Genomic DNA, 18,800 nt, shown 5'->3' with positions numbered 1-18,800 from the left:
GTTAGACATGAAAAGATTTGCCGTCCTCGCGCTGCTGACCGCAGCCTCGCTGGCCCAGGCCCAAGCCCCCGAATGGAAGAAGCTGCGGATCGGTGTCGAAGGCGCCTATCCGCCCTTCTCCGAGATTGGCCCCGATGGCAAGTTGAAGGGCTTCGAGATCGAGCTGGTGCAGGCCTATTGCGCCGAAATGAAGGCGCAGTGCACGCTGGTGCAACAGGACTTCGACGGCCTGATTCCGGCGTTGCAGTCGCGCAAGGTCGACGCCATCTTCGCCAGCGTGTCCATCACCGAGGAGCGCCAGAAGGTCATCGCGTTCAGCAAGCCCTACTACGCCACGCCGGCCCGGCTCGTCGCCAAGGCCGGCGCCAAGCTCGACCCCACGGCCGCCAGCCTGAAGGGCAAGAAGATCGGCGTGCAGCGGGGCACGACGCATGAGACCTATGCCACCGCCATGTTCAAGCAGAGCGAGATCGTGCGCTACGGCAGCCAGGATCAGGTCTTCCTGGACTTGAAGTCGGGGCGCCTTGACGCGACCTTGATGGACGCACCTGCCGCCGACTTCGGCTTCCTGAAGAAGCCCGAGGGCAAGGGCTTCGCCTTTGCCGGCCCGGCGATCCTGGACGACAAGATCTTCGGCGTCGGCACCGGCGTGGGCATGCGCAAGGCCGATGAGGCCACGCTCGGCAAGAAATTCAACGCCGCCATCGACGTACTGCAGGCCAATGGCACGTTCAAGAAGCTGGCCGACAAATACTTCGACTACGACATCACGCCGCAAAAGAAGTGATGCGCCGCCGCTCCGCACTGGCCGCCGGGTCTTTGCTGGCCGCCACCGCAGCAACCACCGCATGGGCGCAGCCGGCATCCGCACCGGCCCAGCGCCTGCGCATCGGCTTCGCGGTGGGCTATGCGCCCTTCAGCGAGGTCGGCACGGATGGCCAGTTGAAGGGCTTCGAGGTCGACGTGGCGCAGGCGCTGTGTGCGCGCCTGGGCATGCCATGCGTGCCCGTCATCCAGGAATTCGACGGCCTGATCCCGGCCCTGCAATCGCGCAAGATCGACGCCATCATGGCCTCGATGTCGATCACGCCTGAGCGCCAGCAGGTCATCGCCTTCTCGGCGCCCTACTACTTCTCGCCGGCCCGGCTCGTCATGCGCAGCGGCACGCGCACGGAGGCGACCGCCGCCGGCCTGAAGGGCAAGCGCATCGGCGTGGAGCGCGGCACCATCCATGAGCGCTTTCTGGCCGAGCAGTTCAAGGACAGCCAGGTGCTGCGCTATCCGACGCAGGACCAGGCCTTCCTGGACCTGAAATCGGGCCGCCTGGACGCCACGCTGGTCGACGCCGTCATCGCCCAGTTCGGTTTTCTCAACCATGCCGACGGCCGCGGCTTCGGCTTCGTGGGGCCCGACTTTGGCAAGGACCAGCGCTACTACGGCAAGGGCATCGGCGTCGGCCTGCGCAAGGCCGATGCCGCCTCGCTGGGCAAGCGGCTCGACGAGGCGCTCGCCGCCCTGCGCGCGAATGGCATCCTCAAGTCATTGAACGACCGCTACTTCAGCTTCGACCTCGTCACCCCCAGATGATGCGGCCCCTCGCCCGGTCCCGCCGCGCTGAACGCGGGCGCGCCCAGTCGGTCCTCCGAGGGGACGGCTTGGGAGCGGCCCGGCGCCGGTCCGCTCCCTCCAACCCGACGGACGACGTGTAGCGTCACCCATTCCCGACATGTTGTTGCACGGATTTCTGCCCAGCCTGCTCGAAGGCGCCACCGTCACGCTGGCCGTGGCGCTGTCGTCGCTCGTCATCGCGGCGTTGCTGGGCCTCGCCGGGGCGCTGGCCAAACTGTCGCGCTCGCGTGTTGCGCGCGCCCTCGCCGCTGTCTACACGACGTTGATCCGCGGCGTGCCCGACCTGGTGCTGATGCTGCTCGTCTTCTACGGTGGCCAATTCGCCATCAACACCGTTGCACCGATGCTGGGCCATGAGGACTACATCGACATCGACCCCTTCGTCGCCGGCGTGCTGACCATCGGCTTCATCTTCGGCGCCTATCTCGCCGAGGCCTTCCGCGGCGCCTTCCTGGCCGTGGCACCGGGCCAGCGGGAGGCGGGCCTGGCCTTCGGCATGAGCCCGCGCCAGGTGTTGTGGCGCATCACCGCGCCGCAGATGCTGCGCCATGCGCTGCCGGGCATCTCCAACAACTGGCTGGTGCTGATCAAGAGCACGGCCATCGTGTCCATCATCGGCCTGTCGGACCTGATGACGCGTGGCCAGCAGGCCGCCGGCAACACGCGCGAGCCCTTCAGCTTCTACCTGGCCGTCGCGCTGATCTACCTGGCGTTCACGACTGTTTCTGAACTGGCTTTCGCCTGGGCTCAGCGGCGCTTGGCGATCGGGATCAGGGAAGGAGCACTTTGAACTTCGAAGCCATCGGCGAGAACTTCCCGATGTACCTGTCGGGCTTGCTCGTCACGCTGAAGCTGCTGACGCTGTCGCTGGCCGCCGGCCTGCTGCTGGCGCTGCCGCTGGCCTTGGTCCGCACCGTATCGCGGGGTATCGCGTCGCGCATCGTCTGGGCCTACACCTATGTGTTCCGCGGCACGCCCATGCTGGTGCAGCTCTTCCTTTGCTACTACGGGCTGGCGCAGTTCGACGCGGTGCGCGAGAGCTGGGCCTGGCCCTGGCTGTCGTCGGCCACCTTCTGCGCCTGGCTGACCTTCACGCTGAACACCGCCGCCTACACGACCGAGATCATTGCCGGCAGCATCCGCGCACTGCCGGCTGGCGAGATCGAGGCGGCCAAGGCGCTGGGGCTGAGCCGCAGCCTGATGCTGCGCCGCATCGTGCTGCCCGCGGCGCTGCGCCGCGCGCTGCCGGCCTACGGCAACGAGGCCATCTTCATGCTGCACGGCACCTCGCTGGCCAGCGTCGTCACGCTGCTCGACCTGACCGGCGCAGCGCGCGCCGTCAACGCCAAGTACTACCTGCCCTTCGAGGCCTTCATCACCGCCGGTGCCTTCTACTTCGTGCTCACGCTCAGCCTGGTCGGCCTGTTCCGCTGGGCCGAGAACCGCTGGCTCAAGCCAATGATGTCGCGCTGATCATGCAAACCCGTCACCATCCCCTGCTCTCCCCCACCCCCGGCACCCAGCGCGAACTGGTCTCCCTGCACTATGGCCAGCCCGGCGGCCGGAAAGCCTATATCCAGGCCTCGTTGCATGGCGACGAACTGCCCGGCATGCTCGTCGCCCATCACCTGCGCCTGCAGCTGGGCGCGTTGGAAGCGCAGGGCCAGATCAGCGGCGAGATCGTCCTCGTGCCGATGGCCAACCCCATCGGCCTCAGCCAGTTCCTGCTGCATGCCCATCTGGGTCGCTTCGACTTGATGTCGGGCGAGAACTTCAACCGCCATTACCCCGACCAGATCGCCGCCGTGGCCGCCGCGGTGGAGCCCGAACTGGGCGGTGATGCGGCGACCAACGTCGCCGTCCTGCGCCGGGCATTGAAGGCCGCCGTGCTGGCTGCACCGGTCGACACCGAGCTGCAGTCGCTGCGCCGCAGCCTGCTCGGCCTGTCCTGCGATGCCGACATCGTGCTGGACCTGCACTGCGATGCGCAGGCGCTGATGCACCTCTACACCGAGACGCCCTGCTGGCCCGACTGCGAGCCGCTGGCGCGCTTTCTGGGCTCGCGCGTCACGCTGCTGGCGCAGGACTCGGGCGACAACCCCTTCGACGAAGCCTGCTCCCAGGTCTGGTGGAAGTGGGACAGGCATTTCAACGGCCAGCGCCAGCGCTTCCCCATCCCGCAGGCCTGCCTGTCGGTGACCGTGGAGCTGCGCGGCGCCACCGACGTGACGCATGAGCTCGCTGCGGCCGATGCGCGCAACATCGTCGACTTCCTGCGCTGGCGGGGCCTCATCAAGGGGGACAAGCCCGCGCTGCCGCAAGCCGTGGGCGATGCCCGTCCGCTGGCCGGCAGCATGCCGATCAAGTCACCCGTCCCGGGCGTGCTGACCTTCCTGAAGGAGGTCGGCGCCGAAGTGCAGGCGGGTGACGTGCTGGCCCATGTCATCGACCCCCTCACGGCCGAAGTTACCGAACTGAAGAGCCCCGTCGACGGCTTGTTCTTCGCGCGCGACTTCCTGCGCTTCGCCAATGCCGGCATGCGCGTGGCCAAGGTCGCGGGGCGTGAAGCCGTGCGCACCGGCAAGCTGCTGGGCGCCTGAGCTGCAAGACCATGAGCAATATCCAACTCCAGGCCACCAACATCCACAAGCGCTTCGGTGAGCGCGAGGTGCTCAAGGGCATTTCGTTCGCGGCCAGGGCGGGCGACGTCGTCACGCTGATCGGCTCCAGCGGCTCCGGCAAGAGCACCTTGCTGCGCTGCCTCAACCTGCTGGAGCAGCCGCACGAGGGCGAGCTGAGCCTGTGCGGCGAAAGCCTGGAGCTGACGCGCGACCGCGACGGCAGCCTGAAGGCCGAAGATGCCAAACAACTGCAGCGCTGGCGCGCCCGGCTGGCGATGGTGTTCCAGAACTTCAATCTCTGGGCCCACATGACGGTGCTGGAGAACGTCATCGAGGCGCCGATTCACGTGCTCGGCAAAACCAAGGCCGAGGCCATCGAGCGCGCGCAGGCGCTGCTGGCGCGCGTCGGTGTCTCCCACCGCGCGCATGTCTACCCGGCCCAGTTGTCCGGCGGCGAGCAGCAGCGCGTGGCCATCGCCCGCGCGCTGGCCGTCGACCCCGAGGTCATGCTGTTCGACGAGCCGACCTCGGCGCTCGACCCCGAGCTGGTCGGCGAAGTGCTCAAGGTGATGCGCGACCTGGCCGGCGAGGGCCGCACCATGATCGTCGTCACCCATGAGATGGGCTTTGCCCGCGAGGTCTCCAACCACTGCCTCTTCCTGCACCAGGGGCGCGTGGAAGAGGAAGGCAATCCCAAGGAGATGCTGCTGAGGCCGCAGTGCGAGCGGCTGCAGCAGTTCCTCAGCGGCGGCCTGAAGTAGAGGCCTGGCGATGCGCAAGGCGGCGATCCGGTTGCTGTGGCGCGCGCTGGCCTTGCTGATGTTGCTGCTGGCGTTGATCGGCGTCGTCATGCCGGTCATGCCGACCGTGCCCTTCCTGCTCGTGGCCGCCTGGGCGGCAAGCAACGGCTGGCCGGCGCTGGAGCAGTGGATGCTGGCGCACGCGCATTTCGGCCCCAGCATCCGCAGCTGGCGTGAGCGCGGCGCCGTGCCGCGCCGTGCCAAGTGGCTGGCCACGGTCATGATGGCCTGCAGCGCGGTGATGCTGCAGTTCCTGCCGCTGCCGCTCGCGCTGCAGCTGGGCGTGCCGGCCGTGATGCTCGCCGTGGCCTGGTGGTTGTGGCTGCGGCCGGACGCTTAGGGAAGCGCCGTTCAGCGCTCCCTCAACGACTTCATTCGAGTTCGGCCCAGGTCTTCAAGGTCTGAGTTTCATAGCTGCCGTCGCCCTCGGCATCCAGCTCAAGCCTTGCCTGCGTGACATTCAGCGCCGTGATGCGCAGCACCGAGTTCGCATGGCCTCGAACCACCATCTGGCCGCTGCTCGGGTAGCTGTCGCTGCCGGTAATGACCATGGGCTGTGGCGTTGTGACCGTCACCACCTTGTCGCCGAACTGGCTGCTGCTCAGGCTGCTGGTGTAAGCGACGCTGGTGCGCAGCGTGCCACCGATGGTTTCGGTGCGCAGCGACAGCCGTGTGTCGGTCAGGGCGGTCGAGAACACCTTGCCCTCAATGCGGCCGCCGAGCGTCAGCCGTGGCGTCGCCAGCGTCAGCTCGCCGACACCGGCGGGCGTCTGGCTGACGGTCAGCGTCAGTGAGCCATCCGCCTGCGCGACATCGCTGTCCGAGGTGACGCCGAAGCCGGTCAGCGTCATCGTCAGCGTGGCGCTGAAATTGTTGCTGTCGTAGACCCCGTTGAGCGCCTGCACGCCCAGCGCGAGGCGGCCTTGCATGACGGCGCCATCCTCCTTGCAGGACTGCGCATCCAGCGTGATGACATCGCCGACGTCGAAGTTGCCGTTGTTGTTGGCGTCGTTGAAGCTGAAGGCGAGGTTGCCGCCCTGGCTGCAGGGCAGGGTCTCGTTCAGCACTGCCAGGGGTTTAAGCGACCCGGCTTGTCCGCTCCCGGCGCTCAGCGCGCGGCGCGAAGTGCTGGCTGCCAGGCTAAGGAGGCGCGCATCACCGCCCGCCAAGCCGCTCGCGCCGTTGAGGAATAGCGCGCTGGACACCGTCGACTGAGCGACGGCCTGGTAGTTGCTGGCATTCAAGCCGAGCATCGTGGACTCGGACGGAACGGCCGGTGAGTTGTCGCCCCCCCCGCCACCGCCGCAGGCGGAAAGTGCGAGCACGCAGGCGACGCTGACGGCCGACAGGCCGGTGCGATGAATTGACATGATTTTCTCCCTGAGCTAACGCCCGGCTCGCACGCATGGCGGCCGGGCGGCCCAGGTTTTACCTCATGCCGGCAGCAGGCCCCGGTCTGTCAGCATCGGCTCGACGACCGGATCGCGACCGCGGAAGCGCCGGAAGGCCTCGCCCGGCTCGACGCTGTTGCCGGCCGACAGGATGCATTCGCGCAGCCGCGCAGCGACGGCCGGGTCGAAGACATCGCCCGCCTCGACAAAGGCATCGAAAGCATCGCAATCGAGCACCTCGGCCCACAGGTAGACGTAGTACCCGGCCGCATAGCCGGCACTGCTGAAGAGATGCTGGAAGTGGGTCAGGCGGTGATTGAGACCGACCTCGTGCGGCAGCTTCCATTCGGCCAGCGTGTCGCGCTCGAAGGCGACGACATCGGCGGGCGCCGCGGGCAGCGCATGGGCCGCCATGTCGACGATGGCACTGGCGGTATACCGCAGCGTCTCGTAGCCCTGGCCGAACTGGCGGGCGGCCTGCAGCTTGGCCAGCAGCGCATCGGGCAGCGGCTCATCGGTCTGCCAGTGGCGGGCAAACCTCTTCAGTACCTGGGGCTCGGCCATCCAGTGCTCGTAGAGCTGGGACGGCAGTTCGACGAAGTCGCGCAGCACTTGGGTGCCGGCGAGGCGTTCATGCTCGACGTTGGACAGCAGGCCGTGCAAGCCATGGCCGAACTCGTGGAACAGCGTGCGCACATCGTCGAAGCTCAACAGCGTCGGCTCACCCGCCGCGCCACGGGCGAAGTTGTTGTTGTTCAGGATGACCGGCGTGCTGCCGAGTGCGCGGCTCTGGTTGCGCAAGGCATTCATCCACGCACCGCTGCGCTTGGTCGGGCGGGCGAAGTTGTCCTGCAGGAAGAGGCCGCGCAGCGAGCCGTCGGCGTTGAAGACCTCGTAGGCGAGCACGTCAGCGTGGTAGGCGGTGATGTCGGGCCGTGCCGTGAACTGCAGGCCGAACAGGCGGCTGGCGCAATCGAACATCGCCGCCACCATGCGGTCCAGCGGGAAATACGGCTTGACCTCGGCTTCGTCGAGCTCGAAGCGGGCGCGCTTGGCCTGCTCGGCATAGAAACGCCAGTCCCAGGGCTCGATCTCATGCGCGGCGCCGGCGGCGGCCATCGCGCCTTGCACCGCCTCGCATTCACGCGCCTGGGCAGCCAGGGCCGGGTGCCAGACACGCTCCAGCAGGCCCATGACGGCGCCCCGGCTGCGCGCCATGGTGTCTTCCAGCGCGTAGTCGGCATAGCAGGCTTGGCCATGCAGCCGGGCCTGCTCCGCCCGCAATGCCAGGATCTCGCAGCAGATCTCGCGGTTGTCGGTTGAGCCGCCATCTTCCCCATGACCGTCACCGCGGCCCACCCACGCGCGCCAGGCCTGCTCGCGCAGATCGCGCCGGGCGCTGAAGGACAGGAAGGGCACGATCAGCGAGCGCGACAGCGTGATGACATGGACACCGTCGCCCAGCCCCCGGTCGATGGCGGCCTGGCGCGCGGCGGCACGCACGAAGTCCGGCAGGCCGCCCAGCTCGGCGTCGGTCGTCAGGCGCAGCTGGTAGCCGTTCTCTGCGGCCAGCACGTTCTGGGCGAAGCGGGTATTCAGCTCGGCCAGACGCGTCATGACGGCGGCATAGCGCTCGCGCGCCTGGGGTGCGAGGCGTGCGCCGGCGCGAAGGAAGTCCAGATGCACGCGCTCCAGCAGGCGGCGCTGCTCGGACGACAGGCCCAGCTGGTCGCGCTGCTCGAACAAGACTTCGATGCGCGCGAACAGCCCCTGGTGCATGTAGACGGCGCTGTTGTGCTCGGCCAGCGGCGCGGCCAGTGCGCGTTGCACGGCCTGCAGTTCAAGCGAAGTGGCCGATGCAGCCAGCGTGTAGAACACGTGCTCCAGGCGGGTGAGCCAGCGGCCGCTGGCATCAAAGGCGGCCAGCGTGTTGGCAAAGCTCGGTGCATCGGCCTGGGCGGCGATGGCATCGATCTCGGCGCGGTGCTCGCTCAGCGCCGCGTCGAAGGCGGGCTGGAAATGCGCTGGCAAGAGGTCGGCAAACGGCGGCAGGCCGTGTGCACCGGCCCACGGCCGCATCAGGGGGTTGCTGTTCATGCGGGGATCTCCCGTGAATGAAGAAGGGCCGCTCCCTGGTGGGGAGGCGGCCCGGCTTGGGTCGTCAGTGGACGGTGAGGATCACTTGGCGGCAGCGGCCTTTTCCTTGCGGATGGCCTTCTCGTCGTTCTCGTCGTAAGCCTTGTTCTGGCACTCGGCCTTCCACTTGTCGTTGGCGTCGAAATGCTTCTCGGTGCGGTCCTCGATGGCTTTGAACTGGGCGTCCAGCGCGTCGACCTTGTCGGAGAAGGCCTTGCGCTTGACGCCCTGCTCGGCGTCGGCCGCCTTGACGGTTTCGACCATCGTGCCGAAGGCCGTCGTGCGCGCGACATAGGCTTCGTTGCGCGCCTTCAAGTCGGCCTTTTCGAGCTTGGGCGCTTCGGCCGTCAGCGTTTCATGCGCCTTCAGGATGGCTTCCTTCTCGGCCTTCACGTCGTTGATCTGCTTGGCAAGCGCGGCCTCGCCGGTTTCGATGGTGGCTTTCTCGGCCTTGAGCTTCTCGGCATTGGCCTTGTAGGAAGCCTGGTCGACCTTGATGGCCTCGGCTTCCTTGCCATTGGCTTCCTGCTGGTCCATGCAGGCCCGCAGCTCGTCACGCGTCATCAGCTTGGGCTTGGGTTTCTCGACGACCGGATTGCTGACCTTGTTGTTCTTCGGGTCGACCTTGGCCTTGGGGTTGTTGACGACCTGTGCCTGGACGGAGACGGCAAAAACCAGGGCCAGCGGAAGGAGGATGCGTTTCATGGCGAGCGCGCAAGCAGGGTTGCGAAGGTTCAGAACGGGAGGCGGAATGATGCCATGAGGCTTCGCCACGATAATCCGCGGCTGCTCTTGGTTACCACCTGGCCCTCACATCGCATGGCGCTCAAAGCCACCATCCACAAAGCCCAGCTCCAGATCGCCGACATGGACCGCCATGTCTACGGCGACCACGCCCTCACGATTGCCCGCCACCCCAGCGAGACCGACGAGCGCATGATGATCCGCGTGCTGGCTTACGCGCTGAACGTGTCGGCGGACGACCTGAACGGCCGGCTCGAGTTCACCAAGGGGCTGTCCGATGTCGACGAGCCCGACCTCTGGCAACTCGACCTGACCGGCGAGGTGCAGCACTGGATCGATCTCGGCCAGCCCGACGAGCGCCGTCTGATGAAAGCCCACGGCCGCGCTCGCCGCGTCAGCGTCTACAGCTTTGCGTCCAGCACACCGGTGTGGTGGGCCGGCATCGAGACGAAGCTGACACGCGCGCCTCGCCTGGCGGTCTGGCAGATACCGGCCGACCAGTCACAGGCCTTGATCGCACTGGCCGAGCGCAGCATGCAGCTGCAGATCAGCATCCAGGACGGCAGCATCTATGTGTCGACCGACAGCGCGTCGGTCGAGATTCATCCCGTCGCCTTGAAGGTGGCCAGCGAATGACGCCGCGGCACGAACCGCAGGCTCAGCGCTTCACGCTGCCGACCACGCCGATCAGCGTGCTCGATTACGAGCAGCAGGCGGGCCGTGTCGTCTTCACGCACACCGGCGTGCCGTCGGCCTTCCGCGGTCAAGGCCTGGCGGCCCTGCTCGTCGAAGCCGGCCTGCAATGGGCTCGGGACGAAGGCCTCAAGGTCGTGCCCGCCTGCAGTTACGTCCAACTCCATATCCAGCGCCACCCCGAGTGGCAACACCTCGTCGCCTGAAGAAGAGACCTCCCATGTCCACGATCCTCAAATCCGTTCCCCTCGGCCAGAAGGTCGGCATCGCCTTCTCGGGCGGCCTCGACACCTCCGCCGCCCTGCACTGGATGAAGCTCAAGGGCGCCCTGCCCTATGCCTACACCGCCAACCTTGGCCAGCCCGACGAGCCGGACTACGACGAGATCCCTCGCAAGGCGATGCTCTACGGCGCGGAGAAGGCGGTGCTGGTCGACTGCCGCACGCAACTGGTCGCCGAAGGCATTGCCGCGCTGCAGGCCGGCGCCTTCCACATCAGCACGGCCGGCGTGACCTATTTCAATACGACGCCCATCGGCCGCGCCGTGACCGGCACGATGCTGGTGGCCGCCATGCAGGCCGACGACGTGCACATCTGGGGTGACGGCTCGACCTACAAGGGCAACGACATCGAGCGTTTCTACCGCTACGGCCTGCTGACCAACCCGGCCCTGCGCATCTACAAGCCCTGGCTGGACCAGACCTTCATCGACGAACTGGGCGGGCGTGCCGAGATGTCGGCCTTCATGACCGAGAAGGGCTTCGCCTACAAGATGAGCGCGGAGAAGGCCTATTCGACCGACTCCAACATGCTGGGCGCCACCCACGAGGCCAAGGACCTGGAGCATCTGAACAGCGGCATCAAGATCGTCAACCCGATCATGGGTGTCGCCTTCTGGCGCGACGACGTGGCCGTCAAGACCGAAGAGGTCTCGGTGCGCTTCGAGGAAGGCATGCCGGTCGCGCTGAATGGCGTCGAGTACCGCGACCCGGTGGCACTGCTGGCCGAGGCCAACAAGATCGGCGGCCGCCACGGCCTGGGCATGAGCGACCAGATCGAGAACCGCATCATCGAGGCCAAGAGCCGCGGCATCTACGAGGCCCCGGGCCTGGCGCTGCTGCATATCGCCTACGAACGCCTCGTCACCGGCATCCACAACGAAGACACCATCGAGCTCTACCGCGACAACGGTCGCAAGCTGGGCCGCCTGCTCTACCAGGGCCGCTGGTTCGACCCCCAGGCCATCATGCTGCGCGAGACCGCCCAGCGCTGGGTGGCCCGGGCCGTCACCGGCGAGGTCGCCATCGAACTGCGTCGCGGCAACGACTACTCGCTGCTGGACACCAAGAGCGCCAACCTGACCTACGCGCCCGAGCGCCTGAGCATGGAGAAGGTCGAGGGCGCCTTCAGCCCCGCCGACCGCATCGGCCAATTGACGATGCGCAACCTCGACATCAGCGACACGCGCGGCAAGCTCGGCATCTACACCGGCGTCGGCCTGCTGGCCGGCGGCGGCTTGCCCAAGCTGGAGTAAACACTGGTTGGGCATCCAGTGGTGCTGTATACAATCACAGCACTTCGTTGGAGCCCGACCATGCACAGCCAATACCGCCAGAACTACGTACCGAACCGCCCCTTGCCGCGCTGGCTGCAGCTGTTGCTGCGCTGGCTCTGACGCGGCGAGTTCAGAAGTCGTCCGCCATGCGGAGGAAACTCGCAAACCGCGGCTTGCCGGCGGGCGTGCGGTCACGGAAGCGATAGGTCACCGTGGCGCCGATGGGCGGCGGGTTGCGCCGCTGCGCATCGCTGAAGCCCGTGCCGAGTTTGAAGCGAATACCGTCCGGCGTCTGCAGTTCAAGCGCACCCAACTGGCCGGCAAAGCGCCCCTTGCCTGGCTCCTGCCCGACGACCACCGCCTCGGCATCCTCATGCGGCTTGAGCTTGAGCAGCAGGTCGCTGCGCCCCGCGGCCAGCGGCGCGTCGGCGCGGTGCAGCATCAAGCCTTCACCGCCGGCGGCGATGACCTCCTTAAGCTTGTCCCGCAGCGCCGCATTCGACGCCAGCCGCATGTGCTCGACCGGCACGACCACGCCGCCTGCCAAGGTTTTGAGCTTCTCGACGCGTTGCTCGAAGCTGCCTTCACCGTTGGGCAGCTCGAACACATGAAACCGCACGCGGCGCCACTCGGCATCGACCGGCTCGGTGCGCCGCACCGTCCCCGACAGGGCGTCGAAGCCGCGCCGCGCCGTCCACAGCTCGCCGTCCAGCGCCTGCCTGGGCAACTGCGCCAGGAACCAGGCCGGCGCAGCCACGGTGCGGCCGCTGCGGAAGCGCAGCACTTGCCCGTCCCACAGCGCTCGCACGCCGTCGAGCTTCTCGCTGACGAGGTAGGGCCGCGGATCGATATGGGCCGGTGCGGTGCGCGCCAGCAGGGGCTCCAGGGCGGCCGCCGGCAGACCGGCCGAACCGAGCCAAGCCAGCAGAGCGCGCCGGCCCAGCATCAAACGACCACCGGTTCCGGCTCCAGCCGGATGCCGAAGCGCCCATAGACGCTTTCCTGGATGGCGCGCGCCAAGGTCACGACCTCGGCGCCACGCGCGTCGGCCTTGTTGACCAGCACCAACGCCTGCTTCTCGTAAACCGCCGCTCCACCCACCGTCTTCCCCTTCCAGCCGCAGGCGTCGATCATCCACCCGGCGGCCAGCTTCACGCTTCCGTCGGGCATGGGATAGTGAACGATGCCAGGGTCGCGGCCGATGATGTCGCGGCACTGCTCGGCGGTGACGACGGGGTTCTTGAAGAAGCTGCCGGCATTGCCGATCACGGCGGGATCGGGCAACTTGGCGCGACGCACGGCCACCACCCAGTCATAGATTTGCCGCGCGTCTGGCGCGGTGATGCCCGTCTCGGCCATCTTGCGTTCCAGCTCCAGATAGCCCAGCACCGGCTGCCACGGCCTGGGCAAGCGGAACCTCACCTTGGTGATGACGCTCTTGCCGGCCAAGCCGCCGAAGTCGCTGTGCTTGAAGACGCTGTCGCGGTAGCCGAAGCGGCAGACCTCGGCCGGCAGCAGCGCCGGCCGGCCGGTGACCAGGTCCATGACCTCCACCGCCTCCAGCCTGTCTTTGACTTCGATGCCGTAGGCGCCGACGTTCTGCACCGGCGCCGCGCCGACCGTGCCCGGGATCAGCGCCATGTTCTCCAACCCCGGAAAACCGTGATCCAGCGTCCAGGTCACCAGTTCGTGCCAGCCGACACCCGCGCCGGCCTCGACGATCCAGGCGTCGTCGCGCTCCTCCAACAGCCGGATGCCGGTAATTTCCACCTTCAGCACGACTGCCTCGACATCCCGCGTCAGCACCAGGTTGCTGCCGCCGCCCAGCACGAACTTCGGCGCCCGTCCGAGTTCAGGGTGGTCCACCACGCGGCGCACGTCGGCCGCCTCGCGGATGCGCACCAGCCGCCGGGCGACCGCCGGCAGCGCAAAGGTGTTGTAGGGCTTGAGGTTGACATCCGTCTCGACGCGGAGCCCGGGGGCTTCATTCGAGGGGGGCGACGCGCTGACGAGGGTGTTGGGCATGGGACACTTTTGGACGGCTTGCGCGACAGCGCGAGCAGCCAAATTTTCGCCGATTCACTCACAGGCCCCTGCAATGCCCAGCTTTGACACCGTCCTCGAACCCGATCACGTCAAGATTCGCAATGGCGTGGACAACAGCATCAAGGAGCTCGGCACGCGTTTCGACTTCAAGGGCACCGGCGCGAAGGTCGAATTGAAGAACAAGGAAATCCATGCCACCGGCGACAGCGACTTCCAGTTGGAGCAGATCGAGGCCGTGCTCTACGGCAAGCTGACCAAGCAGGACGTCGTCATCAACTTCCTCGACAAGGCCGAGAAGATCGAGAAGCTCGGTGGCGACAAGGTGCGCCAGGTCTACAAGATCAAGGAGGGCATCGAAGCTGCCCTTGCCAAGAAGATCGTCACGTCGCTCAAGGACAGCAAGCTCAAGGTCCAGGCCAGTATCCAGGGCGATGCCGTGCGCGTGACAGGCAAGAACCGGGACGATCTCCAGACGGCCATCGCCCATCTCAAGAAGAATTTCAGCGATACGCCGCTGACCTACAACAACTTCCGCGACTGAGCATGCGCGGCTTCGCGCCTCTGCCGTTGCTGCTAGGCTTGGGCCTTGCGCTGGCCCAGCCGCTGCCACCGGCTCAGGTGCATCTCAATGGCATGCTGGGCGCGCGCTCCGCCTTGCTGATCATTGATGGCGAACATCGCATCGTCGAGGTGGGCGCGGTGATCAAGGGCGTCCGGCTCGTGTCAATCGAAGATGGCCGAGCCACCGTCGAGTTTGGGGGCCGGCGTCAGGTCCTGACCCTGGGTGCGGCGCCTGGCCGAGTCGTCGCACAGACGCCGGCACCACCGCGCCAGATCGTGCTTCCCATGGGCCCCGGTGGGCACTACACGACGATAGGCACGATCAACGGCCAGGTCACCAGCTTCCTGATAGATACCGGCTCGACCAGCATCGCCATCAGCCAGGTCGAGGCAGAAAAGCTCGGGCTGCGCTACCTCTACGGCAAGCGCATCGTGACGCACACGGCCAACGGCATCGTGCCGGCCTACCAGTTGCAGCTGGCCGTCGTGCGCATCGGCGACGTCGAGGTGCGCGATGTCGAAGCCATCGTCATTCCCGGCGTCATGCACCATGTGCTGTTGGGCAACAGCTTTCTGAATCGATTTCAGATGCGACGTGTGGACGACGTCATGACCTTGCAGCTTCGCTACTGATCGGATCGCGGGGCTTCTGCAAGAATCCGGCGCCCTCCTCCGCCGGCCGCCCTGATGACCCGTCACCCTGCTTCGCTGTCCGGCCTCCTGGCCGCCTTGCTGATCGCCGGCGCTCCCGCGCTGGCGCAGGACGCCGCCAAGGCGTCGCGCTTCTACGAGGACGCGCTGCAACGCTACGAGAAGCGCGACATCCCCGGCGCCATCGTGCAGCTCAAGAACGCGCTGCAGGCCGACAAGTCCCAGCTGTCCGTGCATGTGCTGCTGGGCAAGGCCCTGCTGGCCAACAGCGAACCGGCGGCGGCCGAGTTCCAGCTCGGCGAGGCGATCCGCCTGGGTGTTGACCGGGCGGAGGTCGTCGTTCCGCTGGCCGTGGCGATGAATGCGCAGGGCAAACAGCCGCAGATGATGGAAGACCCTCGCCTGCAGCCGGCCGGCCTGCCGACCGGCGTCAGACAGGCCTTGATGCTGGAGCGCGCCCTCGCCCAGTCCGACATGGGCGACAACCGGGCTTCGCTGGCCACCGTGCTGGAAGCACGCGCGCTCAACGCCAACGATCTGAACAGCTGGTTGGCCGAGGTACCGCTGCGCATTCGCACACGCGAGTTTGCTCAAGCCCATGCCGCCGCCGACCAAGCCCTCAAGCTGGACGCCCAGAACGCGGAGGCGATCTATCAGAAGGCCTCGATCTTTCATGCAACAAGCGAAATCGTGCAGGCGATGGCCTTGTACGACCGTGGCGTGAAGATCCAGCCGACCCACGCCGAGACCCGGCTGGCGCGGGCAGGCCTGATGGTCGACATGAACCGCGATGCAGACGCCTTTGCCGAGATCGACGAACTGCAGAAGCTCAGGCCGAACGACCCCCGTGGCACCTATCTGCGTGCCGTGCTGGCCGAGCGGGCCGGCAACGCGGCGGCGGCCAAGGCAGCCCTGAAGAGGATCACGGAACTGCTGGACCCTGTCCCGATTGCGAACATCCGCTACCGGCCACAGTTCCTGATGCTCAACGGCCTGGCCCACTACAGTCTCTCGGAGCTGGAAAAAGCCAAGCCCTATCTGGAGCTGGCGGTGCGCCAGCAGGCCAGCAACCCGCTCAACAAGCTGCTCGCACAGATTGCGTTGGCCGAGCCCAATCCGAGCCGTGCTGCGGAGCTGCTCGAAGCCTATGTGAAGGCCCGCCCGGGTGATGGGCAGGCGCTGCTGATGCTGGCGTCGACCTATATGGGTCAGGGCAAGCATTCACGTGCAGCTTCGCTGATGCAGGAAGCGCTCAAGGCGCAGGATTCGCCGCAGTACCGCACGGCGCTCGGTCTGTCCCTGTTGCAGAGCGGCAATACGCCCATGGGAGCCGACGAGTTGGCGAAGGCCTACAAGGCCGATCCCAGGCAGACGTTCGCGGGCTTGGCCCTGGTCACGGTCCATCTGCGCGACAACCAGACGGCCAAGGCAATCGCGGCCGCTGACAACCTTGCCCGGACCAACCCGGGCAATGCCACCGTGCTGATGGTCCAGGCCTATGCGAAGACCCAGGCCAAGGACTACCCCGGCGCACGCGCCAGCTACGAGAAGTCGCTGCGGATCGAACCGAAGCTGACCGAGGCGCGGCTTGGCCTGGCTCGCCTGGATACGCTGACCGGGAATTTTGCCGAGGCCGACCGCCGGCTCAAGGAACTGCTCAAGACTGAACCGCGCAACGTCGACCTGCTCTTCGAACTGGCGCTGTTGCAGGAACGGTGGGGCAAGGACGACGAAGCGCTGAAGTGGCTTGAGGAGTCCGTCGCTGCCAGCGGCCCCCGGGAAACGCGCGCCAACTTCGCGCTCGTCGCCTGGCATCTGCGCAAGGGCCAGGCGGCGCGCGGCGTCGAGGCAGCCAAGACTTTGCTCGCCAAGTTGCCCGAGGATGTCGAGGCGCTGCAAGCCTATGCGGCAGCGCAGGCAGCCAACGGCGACCCGGCGGGTGCCAAGTCCACGCTGACCAGCGCCGCCCGCCGCGCGGCGTTCGAGGCCCCGAAACTCGTGGAAGTCGCCCGTCAGCAAATACTGGTCGGCGATCTCAGCGGCGCTGCCTACAGCCTCGACAAAGCTCTCAGTGGCGATCCCGGGTCGCTTCCCGCGCAAGCGTTGCTCGCCAGCGTGGAACTGGCGCAAGGCGATCCCGCCAAAGCCGAAAAGCGCGCCCGCCAAGTCATCCAGTCAGCACCGAAGAACGCGATGGGCTACAACCTGCTGGCCGATATCGCTGCGTCCCGCGGGCAAGGTTCTGCCGCGGTCGAAGCGCTGAAGCACGCCCACGACATCGAAAAGTCCGGCACCAGCCTGATGAAATTGCTGCGTGCGATGAGCGGCCAGGGCAGCAACAAGGCGGCGCTCGATGCCGGCGCAGCTTGGCTCAAGCGCAATCCCGGTGACCTGATCGTCCACAACGGCCTGGCGGAGCTGAACGTCCGCGCCAAGGACTTCGGCAGCGCACGCAAACACTATGAGGCCATTCTCAAGGAGAGCCCCAACCGCGTGGACGTTCTCAACAACTTGAGCAATGTGCTAATCGCGCTCAAAGACCCCGGTGCCGTCCAGATGGCCGAGCGGGCGCTGCAGCTCAATAACCGCAGCGCGACGGTGCTCGATACGGCCGGTTGGGCGCAGCTGACGGTCGGTGGCAACGCTGACCGCGCGCTGCAGTTGCTTCGCGAAGCCCGCCTGCGCGCGCCGAACAACGGCGAAATTCGCTATCACCTCGCCGCTGCGCTGGCGCGCACCAACCGCCATTCCGAGGCGCGCATCGAATTGGCCGCCGCATTGCAATCCGGCGAGAGCCTGGAGAGCACCGAAGACGCGAAAAGGTTGCAAACGACACTTAAGTGAGGGGGAGCGTGCCCCCCAAATCGTGTCGAGCCTTCTTACAATTTGCAGCAAGAACTAGGGGGGCAATCGCCAAGTGGTTGATGCGAAAGCAAATTCCGACCTGGCATTGAGATTGCTAAATACCTTGCAACCAATTAACCCGCGACGGCACTAAAAATGACAAAGAACACCCGCTTGATCAAATGGGCCTCTGCGATTGCTGGTTTGTGCTTTTCCGGCGCGGCCTCCGCAAACTGGACTTTTGATAACACCACGGTGACCTCCATCGGTGCCGGTGCGACAACGTTCAGCAGCAAAGACGCAGCGTCCAGCACTGCGAGTGTCCAGATGGCTGCGGTCTATGCGACCAATTCGACGTTCGGCACCGCCAACTGGGCAGCCGCCTCGCTGAGCAATCAAGGCGCCTCGGGCCAGGGCGTCTGCTCCACGAACGACGGCAATAACTGCGGCAGCCCGGACCATGCCGTCGACAACAACCTCAACACCGAAGGCGTGCTGTTGAAGTTCAGCTCCAGCGTCATCCTGAGCAGCATCGGCCTGGGTTGGACCAACAGCAGCACTTCCGTCGACCTCGCACTGTTCCGCTGGACCGGCAACGGCACGCCGACGGGTTCGCCGTCCGCTCTGGTCGGCCAGTCCGCCAAGAACATGACCGGCTGGGAGCTGGTGGGTGAGTACGGCGACATGAGGCAAGACATCACGCCGGTCTACAACGTCGTCAACACCAACCAAGCCAATGGTTCGGGTACTGCCGGCAGCGGCAACAAGGGTTCGAGCTGGTGGTTGATCAGCGCCTACAACTCGGCGTTCACCAGCACCGCTTCGCAGACGCGCGACGCCGCAACGCTGGACAACGGCAATGACTACTTCAAGCTGTTCGGCGTGACCGGCAAGACCTGCGCCAACGTCGCTGGTGCGGACTGCGGTGGCAAGCGTCTGCCCGAGCCGGCTACGCTGGCCCTGACCGGCGTCGCGCTGCTCGGCATGGCTGGCCTGCGTCGCCGCAAGATCAAGCTCTCCGCCTGATCGAGTCACCTCACCAGAAAAGGCACTCTTCGGAGTGCCTTTTTTGCTTTTGAGGATGGACTTGCAGTCCTGTCCCAGGCCGGACAGCCAGGATGCGAACGAC

19 protein-coding genes are annotated in these 18,800 nt (G+C 66.4%); 14 read left to right on the top strand and 5 right to left on the bottom strand.

From position 1 onward, the window contains the following. The first annotated feature begins 7 nt into the window (after positions 1–7). From ASC81_RS19740 to ASC81_RS19710, 7 genes are all read left to right on the top strand, one after another. Positions 8–787, top strand: a complete 780-nt coding sequence (locus ASC81_RS19740; protein WP_056270863.1) for an ABC transporter substrate-binding protein — start codon at positions 8–10, stop codon at positions 785–787. Continuing rightward, complete coding sequence (locus ASC81_RS19735) at positions 787–1,587, top strand: transporter substrate-binding domain-containing protein (RefSeq protein ID WP_056270860.1); 801 nt, start codon at positions 787–789, stop codon at positions 1,585–1,587. The genes ASC81_RS19740 and ASC81_RS19735 overlap by 1 nt, the downstream gene beginning before the upstream one ends. A gap of 139 nt (positions 1,588–1,726) precedes the next feature. Beyond that, a complete protein-coding gene (locus tag ASC81_RS19730) occupies positions 1,727–2,419 on the top strand; it encodes an ABC transporter permease (RefSeq protein ID WP_304438379.1) in 693 nt (230 codons plus the stop codon). Beyond that, positions 2,416–3,102 (top strand): ABC transporter permease, encoded by a 687-nt coding sequence (locus ASC81_RS19725; RefSeq protein WP_235533715.1) that lies wholly within the window; start codon positions 2,416–2,418, stop codon positions 3,100–3,102. The genes ASC81_RS19730 and ASC81_RS19725 overlap by 4 nt, the downstream gene beginning before the upstream one ends. Before the next feature lie 2 nt (positions 3,103–3,104). Then, the gene (locus ASC81_RS19720; RefSeq protein ID WP_056270857.1) at positions 3,105–4,229 is read left to right on the top strand and encodes a succinylglutamate desuccinylase/aspartoacylase family protein; all 1,125 of its coding nucleotides are present in this window, start codon (positions 3,105–3,107) and stop codon (positions 4,227–4,229) included. Between the two features lie 11 nt (positions 4,230–4,240). Then, entirely contained in the window at positions 4,241–5,011 is a 771-nt protein-coding gene (locus tag ASC81_RS19715) for an ABC transporter ATP-binding protein (RefSeq protein ID WP_056270854.1), read from the top strand. 10 nt (positions 5,012–5,021) lie between these two features. Continuing rightward, the gene (locus tag ASC81_RS19710; RefSeq protein ID WP_056270852.1) at positions 5,022–5,390 is read left to right on the top strand and encodes a YbaN family protein; all 369 of its coding nucleotides are present in this window, start codon (positions 5,022–5,024) and stop codon (positions 5,388–5,390) included. Positions 5,391–5,421: 31 nt separating this feature from the next. Here the strand turns inward: ASC81_RS19710 and ASC81_RS19705 are convergent, their stop codons facing one another. The 3 genes from ASC81_RS19705 to ASC81_RS19695 form a co-directional block, all read right to left on the bottom strand. Then, complete coding sequence (locus tag ASC81_RS19705) at positions 5,422–6,420, bottom strand: hypothetical protein (RefSeq protein WP_156392311.1); 999 nt, start codon at positions 6,418–6,420, stop codon at positions 5,422–5,424. A 63-nt stretch (positions 6,421–6,483) separates the two neighbouring features. Continuing rightward, positions 6,484–8,538, bottom strand: a complete 2,055-nt coding sequence (locus ASC81_RS19700; RefSeq protein ID WP_056270847.1) for a M3 family metallopeptidase — start codon at positions 8,536–8,538, stop codon at positions 6,484–6,486. A gap of 81 nt (positions 8,539–8,619) precedes the next feature. Next, the gene (locus tag ASC81_RS19695) at positions 8,620–9,282 is read right to left on the bottom strand and encodes a hypothetical protein (protein WP_056270843.1); all 663 of its coding nucleotides are present in this window, start codon (positions 9,280–9,282) and stop codon (positions 8,620–8,622) included. A 114-nt stretch (positions 9,283–9,396) separates the two neighbouring features. On the opposite strand from ASC81_RS19695, the gene ASC81_RS19690 reads away from it, so the two are divergent. Genes ASC81_RS19690 through argG form a run of 3 tightly spaced genes read left to right on the top strand, consistent with a single transcriptional unit; the run spans position 9,397 to position 11,548 of the window. Then, entirely contained in the window at positions 9,397–9,957 is a 561-nt protein-coding gene (locus tag ASC81_RS19690; RefSeq protein ID WP_056270840.1) for a YaeQ family protein, read from the top strand. Further along, complete coding sequence (locus tag ASC81_RS19685) at positions 9,954–10,220, top strand: GNAT family N-acetyltransferase (RefSeq protein ID WP_056270837.1); 267 nt, start codon at positions 9,954–9,956, stop codon at positions 10,218–10,220. Before ASC81_RS19690 ends, ASC81_RS19685 begins: the two co-directional genes overlap by 4 nt. Positions 10,221–10,234: 14 nt before the next feature. Further along, the gene (gene argG / locus ASC81_RS19680) at positions 10,235–11,548 is read left to right on the top strand and encodes an argininosuccinate synthase (RefSeq protein WP_056270835.1); all 1,314 of its coding nucleotides are present in this window, start codon (positions 10,235–10,237) and stop codon (positions 11,546–11,548) included. A gap of 151 nt (positions 11,549–11,699) precedes the next feature. Here the strand turns inward: argG and ASC81_RS19675 are convergent, their stop codons facing one another. Both ASC81_RS19675 and murB read right to left on the bottom strand, forming a co-directional pair. Beyond that, positions 11,700–12,515, bottom strand: coding sequence for a DNA ligase (locus tag ASC81_RS19675; protein ID WP_056270832.1), 816 nt, complete (start codon positions 12,513–12,515; stop codon positions 11,700–11,702). Beyond that, on the bottom strand, positions 12,515–13,594 hold the full coding sequence (murB, locus tag ASC81_RS19670) for a UDP-N-acetylmuramate dehydrogenase (RefSeq protein ID WP_056270829.1): 1,080 nt from the start codon (positions 13,592–13,594) through the stop codon (positions 12,515–12,517). Before murB ends, ASC81_RS19675 begins: the two co-directional genes overlap by 1 nt. A gap of 73 nt (positions 13,595–13,667) precedes the next feature. On the opposite strand from murB, the gene ASC81_RS19665 reads away from it, so the two are divergent. The 4 genes from ASC81_RS19665 to xdp1 all read left to right on the top strand — a co-directional run bounded on the left by ASC81_RS19665 (position 13,668) and on the right by xdp1 (position 18,697). Further along, a complete protein-coding gene (locus ASC81_RS19665; RefSeq protein ID WP_056270826.1) occupies positions 13,668–14,156 on the top strand; it encodes a YajQ family cyclic di-GMP-binding protein in 489 nt (162 codons plus the stop codon). Positions 14,157–14,158: 2 nt separating this feature from the next. Further along, complete coding sequence (locus ASC81_RS19660) at positions 14,159–14,809, top strand: TIGR02281 family clan AA aspartic protease (protein WP_056270823.1); 651 nt, start codon at positions 14,159–14,161, stop codon at positions 14,807–14,809. 54 nt (positions 14,810–14,863) lie between these two features. Beyond that, entirely contained in the window at positions 14,864–17,671 is a 2,808-nt protein-coding gene (gene prsT, locus ASC81_RS19655) for an XrtA/PEP-CTERM system TPR-repeat protein PrsT (protein WP_056270820.1), read from the top strand. Positions 17,672–17,827: 156 nt separating this feature from the next. Further along, positions 17,828–18,697: an exosortase-dependent surface protein XDP1 gene (gene xdp1, locus ASC81_RS19650; RefSeq protein WP_082536664.1), complete on the top strand. Its 870-nt coding sequence runs from the start codon at positions 17,828–17,830 to the stop codon at positions 18,695–18,697. Positions 18,698–18,800 lie beyond the last annotated feature (103 nt).

Source organism: Pelomonas sp. Root405, assembly GCF_001425165.1.
In the GTDB taxonomy this organism is placed as follows: domain Bacteria; phylum Pseudomonadota; class Gammaproteobacteria; order Burkholderiales; family Burkholderiaceae_C; genus Pelomonas.
Note: the sequence above shows the minus strand (reverse complement) of the source record. Positions and strands in the feature narration are given on the sequence as shown.